Here is a 16,643-nt window from a genome sequence, read left to right on the forward strand (position 1 = left end):
GGGGTTGCTTTGCGGCCCCAATCATTTAATGGAAGTCGCGGCTGCGCACATCCAGCCCCTGCAACAATGGGCTCACATCCTCCAGTCGCCGCGCAATCAGGTGCCTCACGCCCTCCTCCTGCTCCAGCCGCCCACTGACCTTCAGTAGCTGCGACCCCACCAGCGCCCGCCGTTGCCGCTCGGCAAGCTCCCGCCACACGACCACGTTGACCATCCCGTGCTCATCCTCCAGTGTGACGAAGGTGACGCCACTGGCAGTCTGCGGCCGCTGGCGGCCGACTACCAACCCGGCTACGGCAATCGTGTCGCCATGCGCGACACCTTGCAGCTCACTCGAACTGCGACACCCCAACGCCCTCAGGCGTGAACGTAACAAGGCCAGCGGATGCGGCCCGAGCGTGGTGCCCAAGGTTTGGTAATCGGCCATCAGGTCCTCACCCACGCTTGGCACAGGCAAATCAACTGCGGCTTCAGGCGCCGCTTCCACCTCTGCGAACAAGGGCAACTGCGGCTGCACCGCCGCCACCTGCCAGCGTGCCTGATGGCGGTCGCTGGCCAAGGTACGCAACGCCCCGCCATCAGCCAGACGGGCACGGGCGCGTTGGTCGAGGCCAGCACGCAGGCAAAGGTCTTCGACGTCGCGCCACGGCCGTTGCGCCCTCGCCTGCTGCACGCGCCTGGCATCGGCTTCGGCCAGGCCACGCACCAGCCGCAAGCCCATGCGAATGGCCAACGCACCTTGAGCATCAGGTTCGAGGGTGCAGTCCCAGTCGCTGTGGCAAACGTCGACGGGGCGCACCTCGATACCTTGGCGGCGCGCCTCCTGCAGCAACTGGTCCGGGCTGTAGAAGCCCATGGGCCAGCTGTTGACCAGCGCGCAGGTGAAGATTGCCGGCTCGTGGCACTTCAGCCAGCTGCTGGCATAACACAGCAAGGCAAAACTGGCCGCGTGCGACTCCGGGAAACCATAACTGCCAAAGCCCTTGATCTGCTCGAAGATGCGCTCAGCGAACGCCAGTTCGTAACCATTGCGCAGCATGCCTTGCACCAGCCGTTCGCGGTGCGGCTCCAGGCCACCGTGGCGTTTCCATGCCGCCATGCTGCGACGTAGCTGGTCGGCCTCGCCCGGCGTGTAGTCGGCTGCGACCATGGCCAGTTCCATCACCTGCTCCTGAAACAATGGCACGCCCAAGGTCCGTGCGAAGACTGCCTTGAGCTGCGGCGACGGGTAGGTCACGGGCTCCTGCTTCAGGCGCCGGCGCAAGTAGGGGTGCACCATGTCACCCTGGATCGGCCCGGGGCGGACAATGGCCACTTCGATGACCAGGTCATAGAACGTTCGGGGCCGCAGCCGAGGCAGCATGGCCATCTGCGCACGCGACTCGATCTGGAACACACCCATGGTCTCGGCGCGGCTGATCATCGCGTAGGTGGCCGGGCATTCGCTGGGGATGGTCGCCAAGGTCAGCTGCCGGCCACGGTGGCGTTGCAGCAGGTCGAAGCAACGGCGCAAGGCACTGAGCATACCCAGCGCCAGCACGTCGACTTTGAGCAAGCCGACCATGTCCAGGTCGTCCTTGTCCCACTGGATCACCGTGCGTTCCGCCATTGCCGCATTCTCCACCGGCACCAGCTGGTCGAGCGGCTGCTGGGAAATGACGAAACCACCCGGGTGCTGCGACAGGTGCCGAGGGAAGCCGATCAGCTCACCCGCCAGCACCAGCACCCGGCGCAACGAAGGGCTGCCGGCCTCGAAGCCGGCTTCTGCCAGTCGCTGGTCGTCGGGTATGCGGTCGCTCCAGCGGCCACAGCATTTGGCCAGGGCATCCACCTGATCCATTGGCAAACCCAGCACCCGCGCCACATCCCGTACCGCACCCGCTGCATGATAAGTGTTGACCACCGCAGTCAGCGCGGCACGGTGCCGGCCATAGCGGCGGAACACATACTGGATCACTTCTTCGCGCCGGTCGTGCTCGAAGTCCACGTCGATATCGGGTGGCTCGTTGCGCTCGCGCGACAGAAAACGCTCGAACAACAGGTGGTGCTCCATGGGGTCGAGCTCGGTAATGCCCAGCACGAAACACACCACCGAGTTGGCAGCAGAGCCACGCCCTTGGCACAAAATGCGCTGGCTGCGGGCGAAGGCGACGATGTCGTGCACGGTCAGGAAGTAACTCTCGTAACCCAGCGCTTCGATCAGCGCCAGTTCCTTGGCCAGCACATCACGTACCTTGTCACTGGGCCCCTGCGGCCAGCGCAACGGCAGGCCCTGCTCGCACAGCGCGTGCAACCAGCTTGCCGGGGTGTGGCCCTGGGGCACTAATTCGCGGGGGTACTGGTACTTCAACTCGCTGAGGTCGAATTGGCAGCGCTGGGCAATGGCCAGGGTTTCGGCCAACAGGTCGAACGGGTACAGCTCGCCCAGTTGCGCCAGGCTACGCAAGTGCCGCTCGCCATTGGCAAACAGAAAACGCCCGGCTTCGGCCACCTGGCAATGCTGGCGGATGGCAGTCATGCAGTCCTGCAAGGCACGGCGGCCGCGCACATGCATGTGCACGTCGCCACATGCCACGGCGCGGATCCCCACATCGGCCGCCAGTGCCCGCAAGCGTTGCAGGCGCATGGCATCGTCGTGGCCACGGTGCAGGTGCACCGCCAGCCACAGGCGCTCATCGAACACACCGCGCAGCCACTCGCCGGTGGCCGTATCGTCACTGTCATCGGCCACCCACAAGGCCAGCAGGCCCTGACCGTGCAGCTGCAGGTCGTCACGAAAAAGCTGGTATTCACCCTTTTCTGCCCGCCGACGGGCACGGGTGATCAGTGCGCACAGGTTCTGGTAGCCGGCCAGGTTTTCGACCAGCAGCACCAGTTTGGGGCCGTCGTGCAACTGCACCTCGCTGCCGACGATCAGCCGCAACCCATGCGCCTTGGCGGCCTGCCAGGCGCGCACGATACCGGCCAGGGTACATTCGTCCGTGATCGCCAACGCCTGGTAACCCTGTTCAGCTGCACGGCGGAACAGCTCCTCGGCACTCGATGCTCCGCGCTGGAAGCTGAAGTTGGACAAGCAATGCAGCTCGGCATAACCCGGCGTGCTCATGCAAACCAGCCCTGCAACCACAGCGGGCCGGCCTGGCCCAGGTCGCGGTAGGCCCAGCCACGCAGGCCCTCACGGGTTTCGATGCGGTAGTAGTCGCGGCGCACATCGCCGCCATCCCACCAGCCCGATTCGATGCGTTCGGCATGGCCCTGCAACCGATAGCCGGCATCATCCAGCGCCATCGGTGCAGGCAGTAGCCAACCTGGGCGGCTGCCCGGGGCAACCGGCATGTTGCCTTGTACGCCCTGCTCTGCCAGTTGCCAGGCGCATTCAGGACGGTGATCTGCAGCCGCGCTCAGCCCCTTGACGGCCTCATCACCCAGGCGGGCGCGCAGCCGCTCACGCAATTGCGCCCAGGGCTGCGCCTGTTGAGCACGCGGGTCGAACAACGGCTGATGCTGCGGCACGAAGGGCGGCAGGTCTTCGGCGACCAACCGCAGGTTGCGCACCGGTGCAGGTATACGCAGTGGCTCCAGGCGCCCACGGGCCAGCTCGAACAGCATCGCAGCATCGCGCTCAGCCGCCAGCAGGCCCACCTTGAGCAGGGTATCCGGCCCTTCGGCATGCTCCAGATGCAGGCAAAAGCGCTGTACGCCACAGTCGCGCCCGGCGAGAAATGCCGCCAGATCGTTGAGCATGCGCCGCAGCGGGAACAGCAGCGCCTGGTGTGATTCAACGTCGAAATTCAGTTCCAGCCGGGTTTCGAAACGGTCCGGTGGCTGGTAGAAGTCCAGCCCCAGGTTGCGCAGGCCGAGCAACTGGTCGAGGTGCAGCTGTACCTGGGCCGGAAAGCGCCTGGCCAAGGTATCGCGCGGCAAGGCCAGTACCTGGCCCAGCTGACGCAAGCCCATGCGGGCAAAGGCTTCGGCAGCCTCTGCCGGCAAGCCGATTCGCGTGATGGGCATGGCCAGCAACGCTGCGCGAGTTGCTTGAGCATCGCTCACCGCCAAACCGTCGTGGCCATTGGCGAGCATACGTGCCGCCACCGGGTTGCTGGCCAGGACGATGCGTTGGCGCAAGCCCAGGTCTACCAGCTCCTGGCGCAGACGCGCCTCGAACAAGGGCCACGGGCCGAACAGTTGCAGGCTGGAGCCTACTTCCAACAACAGCGCCCGAGGGTAATGCACGCTGACCTGGGCGCTGAAACGGTAGGCCCAGGCCGCCAGCAACTGCTGCACCTGCTCGATGCGCTTGGGGTCGCTTTCGACACAGATGAAGCCATCCGCCAGGGCACGCGCTGCGGTCAGGGTTTGCCCGGCCCGCAAGCCAAGTGCAGCGGCCGCCGGATTGACGGCCTGCACCACACGCCGCTGGGTAGGCCCGCCAACAAGCACCAGAGGCGTATCAGGGTCGTCACGCTCACGCAGGACGGTGTCCAGCGCCAGCTGCGGCAGCAGGATGCAGGCCCAGAGCATGGTGCATCAGCCCCGGCCCGGGCAGGCGATGGGCAGCGCTGGCGGTATGCCGCCACGGCTCTTCAGCACACGCCATTGCGCCGGGCGCGTGTCAACGGCAATGCGTAGCGCTGCAGGTGAAGGGTTGTGCGCCGCCTGCTGCGGCCTGCAGGCGAATGCCAGTGCCTGACCGGTTTCGGCGGCCACCTGCAAGCGCCTCAGGGCGCGGTCATCGGCACGTTCCGGCCAGCATAGCACCGCCGCACAACTGCCCGAGCGTAGGCACTGTTCGGCGGCCCACAGGGCATCGGCGGGTTCGGCATCCACCTGTACCAGCCAGCGCAAGTCCACCCCCGCCGCCTGCCAGGCCGGTGCATACGGAATGAACGGCGGTGCCACCAGCACCACGCGGCTGGCGTCAGCGCTTAGCCGGGCCAGGGTTGGCCACAGCAACTGCAATTCGCCACAACCGGGGCTGGCCAGCAACAGCTCGCTAAGTGCGGCCACTGGCCAGCCGCCTTCCGGCAAGCGCTCGTCAAGGGCCGTATGGCCGGTGGGCTGCAACCCGAGTGGCCGCGCCTGAGCCTGCCGCCCGCGCCATACCCGGCGCTGGTCGAGCAGCCTGTCGAGGTCGACCACCGCGCCCATCAGTCACGCCTCAGCAAGCCGCAGAACACGCCTTCGATGAAGAACTCCTGGTCAGGCTTCACATCGATGGGCGCGTAGGCCGGGTTGCGCGGCAACAGCCGGTAATGGCTGCCTTTGCGTTGCAGGCGCTTGATGGTGACTTCACCGTCAAGGCGCGCAACCACGATCTGGCCATCGCGGGCGTCGGCCTGCTGAAGAATGCCGACCAGATCACCGTCGAAAATGCCGTCGTCGATCATTGAGTCGCCACGCACCTTCAGCAGGTAATCCGGTGTACGGCGGAACAGGCTGGGGTCGAGCAGCAATTGTTCGTGAATGCCCAGGTCTGGGCCGATGGGGGCACCTGCCGCCACCTGGCCCAGCACCGGTACTTCGAGGATTTCTGGCCGGCGCAACGGTTCAGCCAGGCGGATGCCCCGCGCCTGGTTCGGCGTGACATCAATGTAGCCGGCCTGGCACAGGGCAGTGATGTGCTTGCGCGCGACGCTGCGCGAGGCAAAACCGAAGCGCGTGGCGATATCAGCCAGGCTTGGCGGCTGGCCATGGTCGGCAATGCGCTCACGAATGAATTCGAAAATGGCGCGGCGTTTGGGGGTTAGATTGTCCATGGAGCACATTTGTACTCTTTTCGGGGCGCGCTGAACAGCCCCCTTTGTCGCAAGCTTTGGTTATGATCCCCTGGCTTGTGTTTTTTGATCTGGATATCTCATGCTGACCGCCCTGCTGTTCGACCTCGACGGAACCCTCACCGACACCGATACCCTGCACCTGCAAGCCTTTCGCCAGCTGCTGCGTGAGCACGATGGCCGCGAGCTTAGCCAGGCGCAGTTCGATGCCCAGGTCAGCGGCCGCGCCAACGGCGAGCTGTTCGCCGAGCTGTTCAGCGACGCCAGCGCCGAACAGTGCAAGGCGCTGGCCGACCGCAAGGAAGCGCTGTTCCGCGACATGTCGCCTTCCCTTGAACCAATGCCAGGCCTGCTGCGCTTGCTGGCACATGCCCAGGCGCGCAGCATCGGCATGTGCGTGGTCACCAACGCACCACGGCTGAATGCCGAGCACATGTTGAATGCCATGGGCCTTGGCCAGCGCTTCGCGCATGTGCTGGTGGCCGAGGAACTGGCACGGCCCAAGCCAGACCCGCTGCCCTACCTCACCGGGTTGCAGCGGCTGGGCGCCGAAGCCGCGCAAGCGCTGGCCTTCGAGGATTCATTACCAGGCGTGGCTGCGGCCAGTGGCGCAGGAATCTTCACCGTAGGCGTGGCCACGACGCAGACGCCGGAGCGATTGCTGGCGGCGGGGGCCAGGCTGGTTGTGAATGACTTCGATGACCCGGCGTTGTGGGCATTGATCGAATCCATGCAATGACCGCCCAAGGCCGCCTATGCTGATCGACGAAGAACTCACCCTCAAAAAGCTAGAAACCTTCCTCGCCTTCATGCGCACCGGCAACCTCGGCCGCGCCGCTGCCGAGCTGTCCACCAGTGCGGTCAGTGTGCATCGCGCCATCCACTCACTGGAAAGCGCCCTGCGCTGTCCGTTGTTCAAGCACGAAGGCCGCCAGCTGATCCCGCTGGAAAGTGCTTACGTGCTGGAAAAGAAGGCCCGACAGCTGATCCAGGACGCTGAGCAGATGGTGCGCCAGACCCGTGAGGCCGCCGGCTTCTATGCTGAGCGCTTCCGCCTGGGCGCACTCTATTCGCTAACCGTGAAGACTGTGCCCAAGCTGGTCATGGGCCTGAAACTGCGCCGCAGCGAACTGAACATCGACCTCACCCTGGGCTCCAACATCGACTTGCTGCAGCGCCTGAAGAACCACGAACTGGAGGCCATTCTGGTCTCCCTTGACGAAAGCGTCAGCGACCCGGCCTGCGAGCAATTGCCGCTGTTCTCCGATGACATCTTCCTCGCGGTCCCCACCGACTCGCCTTTCGCCGAGCAGGCCGAGGTGGACCTGGCCGACCTGGCCGACTCCACGTTCATTACCCTGACCCAGGGCTTCGCCACCCACCGCGATGGCGCACGGGTATTCCAGCAGGCCGGCTTTGAACCGAAGGTGGCCATGCAAGTGAACGATATCTTCACATTGCTGAGCATGGTCAGCTCGGGGGTGGGCTTTGCCCTGCTGCCCGGGCGCATCGCCGCGGTATACGAGAACCGCGTCAGGTTGATTGCCTTGAAGCCGCAATATCGCTTGCAGCAGCATATCGGTGTGGTGTTTCTGAAAGCCCGGGAGCGGGAGCCGAACCTGCTGGCGTTGCTGGCGGAGTGCCGGATGTACAGCCTGGAGCGCTAAAACGCACTGAGCACTGGCATACCAACCAACTCGAAATAACCGTCACATGCACCTGTGCGATCTCTCGCACATCCCACTCAGCCAGAGCTTCTCTCGAAGCATGTGCTCTACAGCCGACTTCACACATTTCCTTACACTTCCAGTGTCGACAGAGAAACAGTTAAAAGTGCATGTTCCTGAAGCACACTGAAACTCAGAAGACAATCAACAAGATTATCAAAATCATCACCCAGAGGAATTTTCCTACAAAACGAACTTACTCTATTTAACCATAGCGAGTAAACGCATAGCCCTGGAACGCGCTGCAATACGTGACAACTAACGCCACGGAAGGCATTGGTTTTTTCTCAATGAGCAGTACCCAATGGATAACTCTGAAGAAGAAATACGCCGGTCACAAGCCGACATCATTCTACGCAATGCTCATCAATATTCTTACTTTCAGCTTCTTGAACTGGTACACCAGCTGTACGGTGACGATCTGGAACAGCGTCCGTTGTCCCATGAAACACGCCGACGGTTACGACTGGAAGTTTCACCGAAACTGTCCTTCCCCGTTGCCGATGTGCTGAGCGCCGACCACCTGAAGGCTGATCGCTACCGCATCCAGGCCAGCTTTCTGGGCCTGCATGGCACCGACTCGCCGCTGCCCACCTATTACCTTGATGCCATCGCCTATGAGCACGCACAGGGTATCGGTTTACGCCCGGCGTACCTCAACTTCTTCAACCATCGCCTGCATACCCTGCTGCATCAGGGCTGGCGCAAATACCGCTACTACCGGCGCTTCCAGCCGGGTGCGAAGGACGGTTTCTCCCGCTATATCTTTGCCTTGATCGGCCTGGAGGATTCAGCCCTGCGCGGCGCTACCCCCCTGCCCTGGAGCCGCCTGCTTGGCTTTGCAGGGATGATCGCCAGCCGTAGCCGCTCACCGGGCATGGTGGCCGGCATGATCGCGCACTGTTTTGACCTCAAGCAGGTCAGCATTCGTGAGTTCGAGAAGCGCACGGTGCTGATTCCTCACGCCCAGCGCAATGGCCTGGGCTCACGCAACTGCTCGCTCAACAATAACTTCCTGTTGGGCGGCAGCACCGAGTCACGCAGCAGCAAATTCACCCTTGTGGTCGCGGGTCTGGATCAGCAGCAGTTTCGCAAGTTCCTCCCCAGCGGTGACAACTTCCACCGTCTGACCCGGCTGGTGGATTTTCTGCTTCGGGATGTCGGGGCGTATGACCTGGAGTTGCGCATGCGCGCCGAGGAAGCACCACCCTTCAGCCTCCGGGCAGAGCATGGCTCTCACCTGGGTTGGACCAGCTTCATTGCTGACCGCAATGACCCCACCCCTCCCCCTGTTCGCATCACGGTACGCGCATGAGCCCACACGTCCCCTCACCTAATCTCACTCTGGCCGTTTGATCTTGCCCAGCAGCCGTGGACACGGGTTTAAGCACACATCCTGGCCTCGAAGGTCTCTGGGCTGATGTGCCCCAGCGTGCTGTGTCGCCGCTGGCGGTTGTAATCGGTTTCGACGTATTCAAACACGGTTTCACGCATCTGGGCGCGGCTCGTGAAGCGCTCGCCGTGGATGCACTCGACCTTCAGGCTGTGGAAGAAGCTCTCTGCACAGGCATTGTCGTAGCAGTTGCCTTTGGCGCTCATGCTGCATCGCAAGTGATGGGCGCGGATCAGCTCCTGGTAAGCCGCTGAGCAGTACTGGCTGCCGCGGTCGCTATGCACGATCACGTCATTAGGCTGCCTACGTCGCCACAGCGCCATGTGCAAGGCATCGCAAACCAAGTCGGCCGTCATGCGCTCGTTCATGGCCCAGCCGATCACCATCCGTGAATACAGATCGATGACCACTGCCAGATACAGCCAGCCTTCCTCCGTATGCAGGTAGGTGATGTCACCCACCCATTTCTGATTTGGCGCAGATGCCTTGAAATCCTGCTTGAGCAAGTTCTCTGCCACTGGCAGGGAGTGCTGAGAATTGGTCGTGGCCTTGAACTTCTTGGCGGCCTTGGCACGCAGTCCTTGCCGTTGCATCGAGGCGGCTACCGTCTTGCGATTGCAGGGTAGGCCGGCTTCCCGCAGGTCGTGGCACAGCCGTGGAGCCCCGCTGCGGCCCTTGCGTGCGCTGTATGCCTGAGCGACCTGCCGATCCAGTTCGGCTCTTCGCCGCTGGCGGATTGACGGCCTGCGAGAGCACCAAGCGTAGTAACCGCTGCGGGCAACGCCCAACACGCGACACATGGCCTGGATCGAGAAATGCGCGGTATGAGTCCTCATGAAGGCGTACTTCACTTGAGGCTCTTGGCAAAGTACGCGGCGGCCTTTTTTACGATGGCCAGCTCCTCGGCGTGCTCGGCCAACAGCCGCTTGAGTCGGGCATTCTCGTCGGCCAGCGACTGCTCGCGCTCGCTGCCGGCCTGAGTCTGGTGCTTCTTGCTCCGCCAGCCGTAGAGCTGGGAAGCATGCAGGCCGAGCTGTTCGGCAGCCTTGCTGACGCCAATGCGCTCGGCCAAAGCCAGCGCTTCGTCCTTGTAGGCTTGGGAATGGCGGGTGCGGGTCTGTTTCATTGGGGTTGCTTGTCTTGCCATGATTCACCTCGTTGCAGTTTATCGCTTAACGGGGTGTCCACTGGGACTGGGCAAGATCAGCGAGCCACAGCATCGTTTCGACAAAGCGGGTGGCACGCTCGGCACTGAGGCTACCTGGCGGCTGCACGATCGCGACGCACGCATCCTGCCGGTGCATTGCGAGATCAGCTGGCATGAAGGCCACTTCTGCATCATTGACCACAGCGGCAACAGCTACATGAACGGCTGTGGTACCGCACTGCTATCGGACACGCCTGTCCGTCTCAGGCACAACGACAAGCTTCAAATCGGGGATTACCGAATTGCCATTCGCTTGTGCAGCGAGGATGAGGAAAAGCCTGAGCCTCTCTCTGCCAACAACCCGCTCTCGGCTCTTCAGGCCACACAACGCCTGTGTCCATTGCAGGTACTCGGCACACCGGCTACCGACGAGTTGGCCATGTTTCAAGCCTTGAAGCCCGTGCCAATGGACGAACTCGATCCACAGGCCTATCTGGACCGTGTTGCGCAGGCCCGGGTTGACCCTTCCATTGCTGAAATTTTCGGCAAGGAGAGGCGATGAGCAAGCACATAGGTGCATTACTGGCCTGCCTGGCACTTAGCGGCTGCACGTCAATGAGTAGGGCGTACCAGGTGCTGGTGGATCCGACGCTCTCTATCGGCGGCCCCAACAATGAAATCAGCCATGTCGCGCTGAGCCTCAATGCGGCTGATCCACCCGCTGCAGTCAGTTCAGCGCATGGGGCCTTGGGCGAGCCATTACCGCAACCCGATCATTCCTCCCGGTTGGGGGTCACTCTCAATGCCTCGGATGCCATTGAGTTGACCGACAACGTTAGTGCGCTGGCTGAACAACTGCACCACAACCCTCACACATCACCCAATGCGCCTGCGCAGTTGGCCAGCTACATGGCAGTGCAAACTGTGATGCCCGAAACCCCTGACCAACCTCAGCAGCAGTCACCCGCTTCCATTGCGTTCAAAGTGCTTCAGCTCAGGGATGATTCTTTGTTGTTGGATGCCACTTACGAGCAGGTCGAAAAGGACTTGGAGAAGGCGCTGGGTACCACTTTGATCCGTGTTGACGATTACCGTCTGGTGCCGGGCCATTTCAAGTTCATCGAGCCTGAAGAAATAAACGAACGCACCCGCTATATCGCGGTAGTGGCGCGTCTGGATGCTCCACAGAGCAAGTGGAAGGATGCGATACGTATCAAACCCCGCGGGTACAACCACACGGTGCACATCTATTTCGAAAACAACAGCGTTGAATTGCGTAAGGACAGCGAACTTCGCCGAAGCCAGTGACCACGCCCAATCAAAGAAGGAGTACCCGATGAGTTCACGTAACGCTGTACTGTGGAAGGAAGGCCTGTTCGTCAAACCCCAGCACTTCCAGCAGATGGCCTTCGCCGCCGAATCGGCACTGCAGCAACGTATTTCCAGTTTGAACGACGCATTCTATGGGTTTAGCGAGCTGGAGTTGAATGCCGAGTACCTGAGTTTCGGCAAAATCGCCATCATCCGCGCCCGTGGCGTGATGCCCGACGGCACCGTCTTCGACATCCCCGGCGACCTGCCAGCACCTGCACCGCTGGAAATCCCCTCAGGCGCCGCAAACAAGGAAGTCTACCTGAGCCTTCCCTTACATGCCCCAGGCGCGACCGAAGTGCGCTGGCCCGACAGCGAGGGTTTGGACGGCCGCTTCATCGCCAAAGGTGTTCCCGTCATGGACAACCACGGCGGCAGCGGCGACTCGATGATCCTGGATGTCGCGATTCCGAACCTGCAGCTCAAACTTCAGGATGACGACAACAGTAACTACAGTTGCCTGGCCCTGGCCAAGGTCCTGGACAAACGTCCCGACGGTAGTGTGATGCTCGATCAGCACTTCTACCCCACCAGCCTCTCTCTCAAAGGCGCCCCCGCCCTGCTGAGGTTCCTCGAGGAAGCCACAGGGCTCATACGCGAACGAGCACGCAACCTTTCCGAACGAATCTGTTCACCCGGCCAGTCCGGCATCGCCGATGTCACCGATTTCGCATTGCTACAGGTGCTGAATCGCCTGCACCCCTATTTCCACCACCTCGCACGTCGCCGTCATGTACACCCCGAGCAGCTGCATATTGCGTTAGGTCAGGCCTGTGGTGAGCTGGTGACGTTCACCGATGATGGCCGCCTACCCATAGACTACCCCGCCTACCAGCACGACAATCTCGCAGATTCTTTCCATGTACTGGAAGAAACCCTGCGTCGGTCACTGAGCACGATCCTGCAGCCACGGGCCGTTTCGCTGCCGATCCAGGAGCAAAGGTACGGTGAGCTAACCGCAACCCTGCATGAGCGTAAGCTACTGGAAGAGGCGACGTTCATCCTGGCTGTGCGGGCCGACTTGCCCGGTGACGATCTGCGCAAGCGGTTCCAGCAGCAGGGCAAAGTCACCCCGCTTGAGCAGCTGCACAACTTCGTGCAGCTGCAGATGCCCGGCTTACCGCTCATCCCCCAGCTGGTAACACCCCGCTACCTGCCGCATCACTCCGGCTTTGTATACTTCGAGCTCGACCGTCAGCATGAATCCTGGCAGCAGTACAAGCACGCGAGCGGCTTTGGTTTCCACGTCGCGGGGGAGTTCCCGAACCTTGAGATGCAGTTCTGGGCGATCAGGCCGGATTAAACCCTCGGAGCAGCCAAATGAAAAATCCCGATCCCGTACTGGCATCGGGATTTTTCATTGCTGGGGCTGTTACCGCTGCGCCACTTCGCTGCCAACCTCTTCGCGCAAAAGCCGCTGCGGCAATGCGAACCCGGCGAACAGCCGACGCGTGAAGGGGTTGTTCGCATCTGTAGCATGGAACTTGTACCGCGCCGAATCACCGGCAATCCTGAAGCTCAAATCGACGCTGGTCTGAGTGCGTGCATTCAGCTCACCGCGGCTGAGCAGACGATAGAACGACCACGGCCCCTGGTAGCCCAGGCTGACCGTGGTGCCGACAGCCTGCACCAGGCTGACCCGGCTATGCCCGCCCTCCCCGACAAGGCCTGGCCAGGTCATTCCGATAGGGGCTTTACCCTTGTCGGCAAATGCCTGCAACTGCCCATCCACACCAAAGACGCTGCCACGCAATCCGCTGCTGATGGCCACTGGCTCCAGGCCAAAGCTCACGTTCAATTCGCCACGATTGTCGAAGAACGCATTGCGGATTGCTTCCGCTTGCTTGAGCTGCTGCATAACCTCGGGCCGAACCAGATAGCCTTCATCCGCACTGGAGTACAGCGCACTGAGGTTGTCTTTGAGAAGCACCGTGAGGTACTGATCCTGGAAGCGCTTGAGCTGACCTTGAGGGCTGAAGAACGCCTCGAAATCCTTGAGCGAAACATCCGACCCGGTTGGGTCGATGGGGTAGCGTGAAGCCAACCGCTCCTGGTAGACGCTGTAGACCTCCGCGTCCCAGCGCTGCTCCAGTTCACGCAGGGCCACGACCATCAACACCTGAGAAGTCTGATCCGCCAGTTGGCGAACATGCCGGTTCACAGGTTCCGGCAAACCCCTGGCGATGCGCTGCAGGTTGCGGATGGGGTCAGGTTCTTTCTCAGAGAAGCGACTCAGGGCCACTGCCAGCGCAGCCTTGCCCTGATTCGGATTATCCTGCACTGCTTTCACATAATCGTAGACAGCACTGACCGCCTGAAGGGTTTCGTCGTAGTACGAAGGCTTGTCACCCTGTACATCGAGCATCCCCGAAAGCCCTGCAAATGAGCGGTAAATCCCCATGGCCTGCGCGCGGCCCTGCTGATTGGCTTGCGGCTCCTGCTCGTTATCCCCGGGCAGAGGGTAAATCAACGTGTTGCCGCGCACGGTTTCCAGCAATCGGCGCATCGGCGCGGCCGGGCCGGTGATCTGTTCCAAAACACTTAAAGCATGGGGCAGGTCGGTGAATTCGGTGACCGAAAACTGGTTCAACACTCGCCGCCAGCTGTCAATGTAGTCGGCGCTGTACAAGGCGCGCAGGCGCTCGGTCAGCGCCTGTCGGTCCACGTCGGAATAGTCGAGGGTACGCCGTTCGCCCAGCACCCATTGATCAATCAGGGCAAGGTCGGCCACGTTCTGGCTGTGCGGGTCGAAGTAATCACGGTAGCCACTCGCCGTGAGCAATGGCGGTAGCGACAAGCTGCCATCGACCGCCGCCTGGTGGTTTCGCTCGGCTAACGGCTCATAGACGATATCGAAGGCTGGTCCGATCTCATTACGCAGATCCAGCTCACCGTGCAATTGCTCCTGGGCCTGCTGCTTCAGGCCGATGTAAACACGTTGGGCCAAGGGCAGCTTGCGCAACTGCTGTTGCGCCTCGGTCACCACACCTTGGTAGCCTGGCAACTCGACATCGGCGTAAGCCAGGCCGTATTGAAGATGGCGCATCAGTGCGGCTTGCAACTGGCCCTGACCCGGATAGGCCTTTTGCCACTCACGGGCCATCCATTGCTCAACCAGTTCTGGCCGGCGATTGTCGCGGTCCTCAATCATACGATACACGCGCAAAGCAGCCAGTTGCTCGTCGCTACCGGGATCCGCCTGCTTGATGGTCACAACCAGACCGCCTGCAATCGCCGGCAGAAAGCGTCGGGCCAGTGCATTCAGGTACGCCTGATCCACCTGTGGTCCGATGGCTTTACCTTGGTACAACCCCATGTCTGTGAGAACCGTCCAACCTGAGCGGTAATCGCCGTACAGGCTCACGGCATCCCGGATTTCATCCAGCGGGGCCAGTAGTTTGCGCCCGGTCAGGTCACTCTTGGCATCGGTGCTGGTGGTAAACGCATGGCTTTTCTCCAACACATGCTCTGCCTTGTCACGGTTGACGCTATAGAAGTACAACCAGCCACCGGCCATGACCACCCCACATACACCCGCGGCGACGGAGCCTCCTCTGAGTAGCCGGGCTTTGCGCTCAACGACCCTCTGGTTATCACCGGCCAAGCCAGCCTCGGGGTAAACCACACGCTGCAACAGTTGCTGTGCGAAGTAAACCACAGAAGCCCCCTGGGGCTTGGTCGTCAGCGCTGGCGCACTGAAAGCGAAAGCGCGAGCAGAGGCATCCGCGAGCAAATTACGTACCTCGCCACGCTGATAGACCGAGGAAAAATAAAGCCCCCGTACCAGCGCTGGTGTGGTGTAACGATCACTGCCCAGCACGTCGCCAAGGAAACGCAGCAACATCTTATGGCCACCGCTCAGTTCCCTGAGCAACGCGTAAACGCGCTTGCGAGCCGCAGGCGGCATCGCCTCGATGGCGGACACCAGCGTATCCCCAAGGTGCTCGATGAAACGTTGGTAAGCCTTGCCAAGCTCGTCCATCCAGGCGTCGAAGTTCTTCACCGATGCCAACGTGAAGGTAAAGCCCTGCACCTGTTCTCGCTCACGCGCAGGGAGCTTGGCAAACAACTCCTCGAACCCCTCCAGCAGGTCGAACTTGCTCATCACCACGTACAGCGGCAAGCGAGTGCCCAGCTCGCCACCCAATTCCGTCAGGCGGGCACGCAACACAAAGGCCAGGTCACGCCGCTCCTTTTCGGCCCGTGTAAACAGCTTGCTCATATCCACCAACAGCACAACCCCATTGAGCGGCCGTCGACTGCGGTTTTGCCCCAACCAGCCGATCAAGTGCCGCCACAACCGGCGTTCAATGCCTACCGGAAGCCCTGGTGAATCGGCTGGTTTAAGCGCCAGGGGCGCAGCTGATTCCGCAGGCACGGACGACTCGTCCCGGCCTTCTTCTGGCTCTGACTGAGGCTGCACGGTGGCAGGTGCAAGCACAGAGCGCTCCGGCTGGCTGATGAACTCGCCAGGCGGATCAATCAGCACCGCATCGTCGCCCAGCCACCAGCCAACATCGAACACCAGCTCGGGATCGATGCTCGCCCGTTGAGCCGAGCCATGCTCGGTACGGGCCAAGGCAAAGCGCTGGTCCGAGCGGCTGACGAAACTCGACTTACCCGTGTTTTCTTCCCCCAGAATGAGGTACCACGGCACATCGTAGCGATGCCCGCGACCGCCCTGGCTATCGCGCAGGCGGTCCAGGCTGCTATCGAGGGCTCGCTGTTGTGCCTGCAGGTAAACCAGACAGGGGTCTTCCACCTCACTACGCTGCCGCTGCTGCTCACGCACGATCGAGCGATGGCGTCGGTGCACCAGCGCGCTCCACACCAGCAAGGGCAGCACCAAGAGCAGCACCGTGACGGCAATGCGCACTGGCAGCTCTGCCAGCGGCTGCAGGCCACGCCATTGCCACTGAGGCCCCCACCACCATAGCCCGACCATTGCGACTGCAACACAGAGCAATAGGGTGAAAACAACTATGGGCCTTGCCTGGCGCTGCAACAGCGATAAACCACGCAGCAGATTGTCCTTTTTCACTTTCATAGCGGCAAACCTTACCGACTGCATTTTCGATTAATTGACGCACGCTCAGGGCACGAATTACAGACGACAGTAGCAGCACCCGAAATTAATTATCAATGTTCACCAAAAGAAATAAGTGCTAACACTTTTTCTGGAGACGAGGCGCAACGACCTGCAATAAATAATAAATAGGCACGCATCACAC

Annotated in this window: 12 protein-coding genes; 6 read left to right on the top strand and 6 right to left on the bottom strand. The window is 61.6% G+C overall.

Annotation, left to right across the window (positions count from 1 at the left end):
* Positions 1–25: 25 nt before the first annotated feature.
* From D8767_RS15115 to lexA, 4 genes are read right to left on the bottom strand one after another with little or no spacing between them, the layout of a single operon-like run.
* Positions 26–3,106, bottom strand: a complete 3,081-nt coding sequence (locus D8767_RS15115; protein WP_016715306.1) for an error-prone DNA polymerase — start codon at positions 3,104–3,106, stop codon at positions 26–28.
* Positions 3,103–4,521 carry a DNA polymerase Y family protein gene (locus D8767_RS15120; protein ID WP_028699158.1) on the bottom strand — a complete coding sequence of 473 codons (1,419 nt, stop codon included), beginning with the start codon at positions 4,519–4,521 and terminating at the stop codon, positions 3,103–3,105. Before D8767_RS15120 ends, D8767_RS15115 begins: the two co-directional genes overlap by 4 nt.
* A 6-nt stretch (positions 4,522–4,527) precedes the next feature.
* Positions 4,528–5,148, bottom strand: coding sequence for a translesion DNA synthesis-associated protein ImuA (gene imuA / locus D8767_RS15125; RefSeq protein WP_016715308.1), 621 nt, complete (start codon positions 5,146–5,148; stop codon positions 4,528–4,530).
* Positions 5,148–5,765, bottom strand: coding sequence for a transcriptional repressor LexA (gene lexA / locus D8767_RS15130; RefSeq protein ID WP_016715309.1), 618 nt, complete (start codon positions 5,763–5,765; stop codon positions 5,148–5,150). The genes imuA and lexA overlap by 1 nt, the downstream gene beginning before the upstream one ends.
* Positions 5,766–5,856: 91 nt before the next feature.
* Between lexA and D8767_RS15135 the strand changes: the two genes are divergently transcribed.
* The 3 genes from D8767_RS15135 (at position 5,857) to tssG (ending at position 8,816) form a co-directional block, all read left to right on the top strand.
* Positions 5,857–6,513, top strand: coding sequence for an HAD family phosphatase (locus D8767_RS15135; protein WP_016715310.1), 657 nt, complete (start codon positions 5,857–5,859; stop codon positions 6,511–6,513).
* A gap of 16 nt (positions 6,514–6,529) precedes the next feature.
* Entirely contained in the window at positions 6,530–7,441 is a 912-nt protein-coding gene (locus D8767_RS15140; RefSeq protein ID WP_016715311.1) for a LysR substrate-binding domain-containing protein, read from the top strand.
* Positions 7,442–7,805: 364 nt separating this feature from the next.
* Positions 7,806–8,816, top strand: coding sequence for a type VI secretion system baseplate subunit TssG (tssG, locus tag D8767_RS15145; RefSeq protein ID WP_016715312.1), 1,011 nt, complete (start codon positions 7,806–7,808; stop codon positions 8,814–8,816).
* 68 nt (positions 8,817–8,884) lie between these two features.
* On the opposite strand, the gene D8767_RS15150 is transcribed toward tssG, so the two are convergent.
* Positions 8,885–10,041, bottom strand: a protein-coding gene (locus tag D8767_RS15150) for an IS3 family transposase (RefSeq protein ID WP_122048320.1) whose coding sequence is annotated in 2 segments (ribosomal slippage) — positions 8,885–9,783 and positions 9,783–10,041 — 1,158 coding nt in all. Because the reading frame shifts where the segments join, the coding sequence is not laid out codon by codon here.
* Here D8767_RS15150 and D8767_RS15155 point away from each other — a divergent pair.
* The 3 genes from D8767_RS15155 to tssK are packed head-to-tail and all read left to right on the top strand — an operon-like array spanning position 10,040 to position 12,715.
* Positions 10,040–10,603 carry an FHA domain-containing protein gene (locus tag D8767_RS15155; RefSeq protein ID WP_122048337.1) on the top strand — a complete coding sequence of 188 codons (564 nt, stop codon included), beginning with the start codon at positions 10,040–10,042 and terminating at the stop codon, positions 10,601–10,603. The genes D8767_RS15150 and D8767_RS15155 overlap by 2 nt on opposite strands.
* The gene (tssJ, locus tag D8767_RS15160; RefSeq protein WP_016715314.1) at positions 10,600–11,349 is read left to right on the top strand and encodes a type VI secretion system lipoprotein TssJ; all 750 of its coding nucleotides are present in this window, start codon (positions 10,600–10,602) and stop codon (positions 11,347–11,349) included. Before D8767_RS15155 ends, tssJ begins: the two co-directional genes overlap by 4 nt.
* A 28-nt stretch (positions 11,350–11,377) precedes the next feature.
* Positions 11,378–12,715, top strand: a complete 1,338-nt coding sequence (gene tssK / locus D8767_RS15165) for a type VI secretion system baseplate subunit TssK (protein WP_016715315.1) — start codon at positions 11,378–11,380, stop codon at positions 12,713–12,715.
* A gap of 69 nt (positions 12,716–12,784) precedes the next feature.
* Here the strand turns inward: tssK and tssM are convergent, their stop codons facing one another.
* Positions 12,785–16,459, bottom strand: coding sequence for a type VI secretion system membrane subunit TssM (gene tssM, locus D8767_RS15170; protein ID WP_016715316.1), 3,675 nt, complete (start codon positions 16,457–16,459; stop codon positions 12,785–12,787).
* Positions 16,460–16,643 lie beyond the last annotated feature (184 nt).

Source organism: Pseudomonas sp. LTGT-11-2Z (genome assembly GCF_003691445.1).
In the GTDB taxonomy this organism is placed as follows: domain Bacteria; phylum Pseudomonadota; class Gammaproteobacteria; order Pseudomonadales; family Pseudomonadaceae; genus Aquipseudomonas; species Aquipseudomonas monteilii.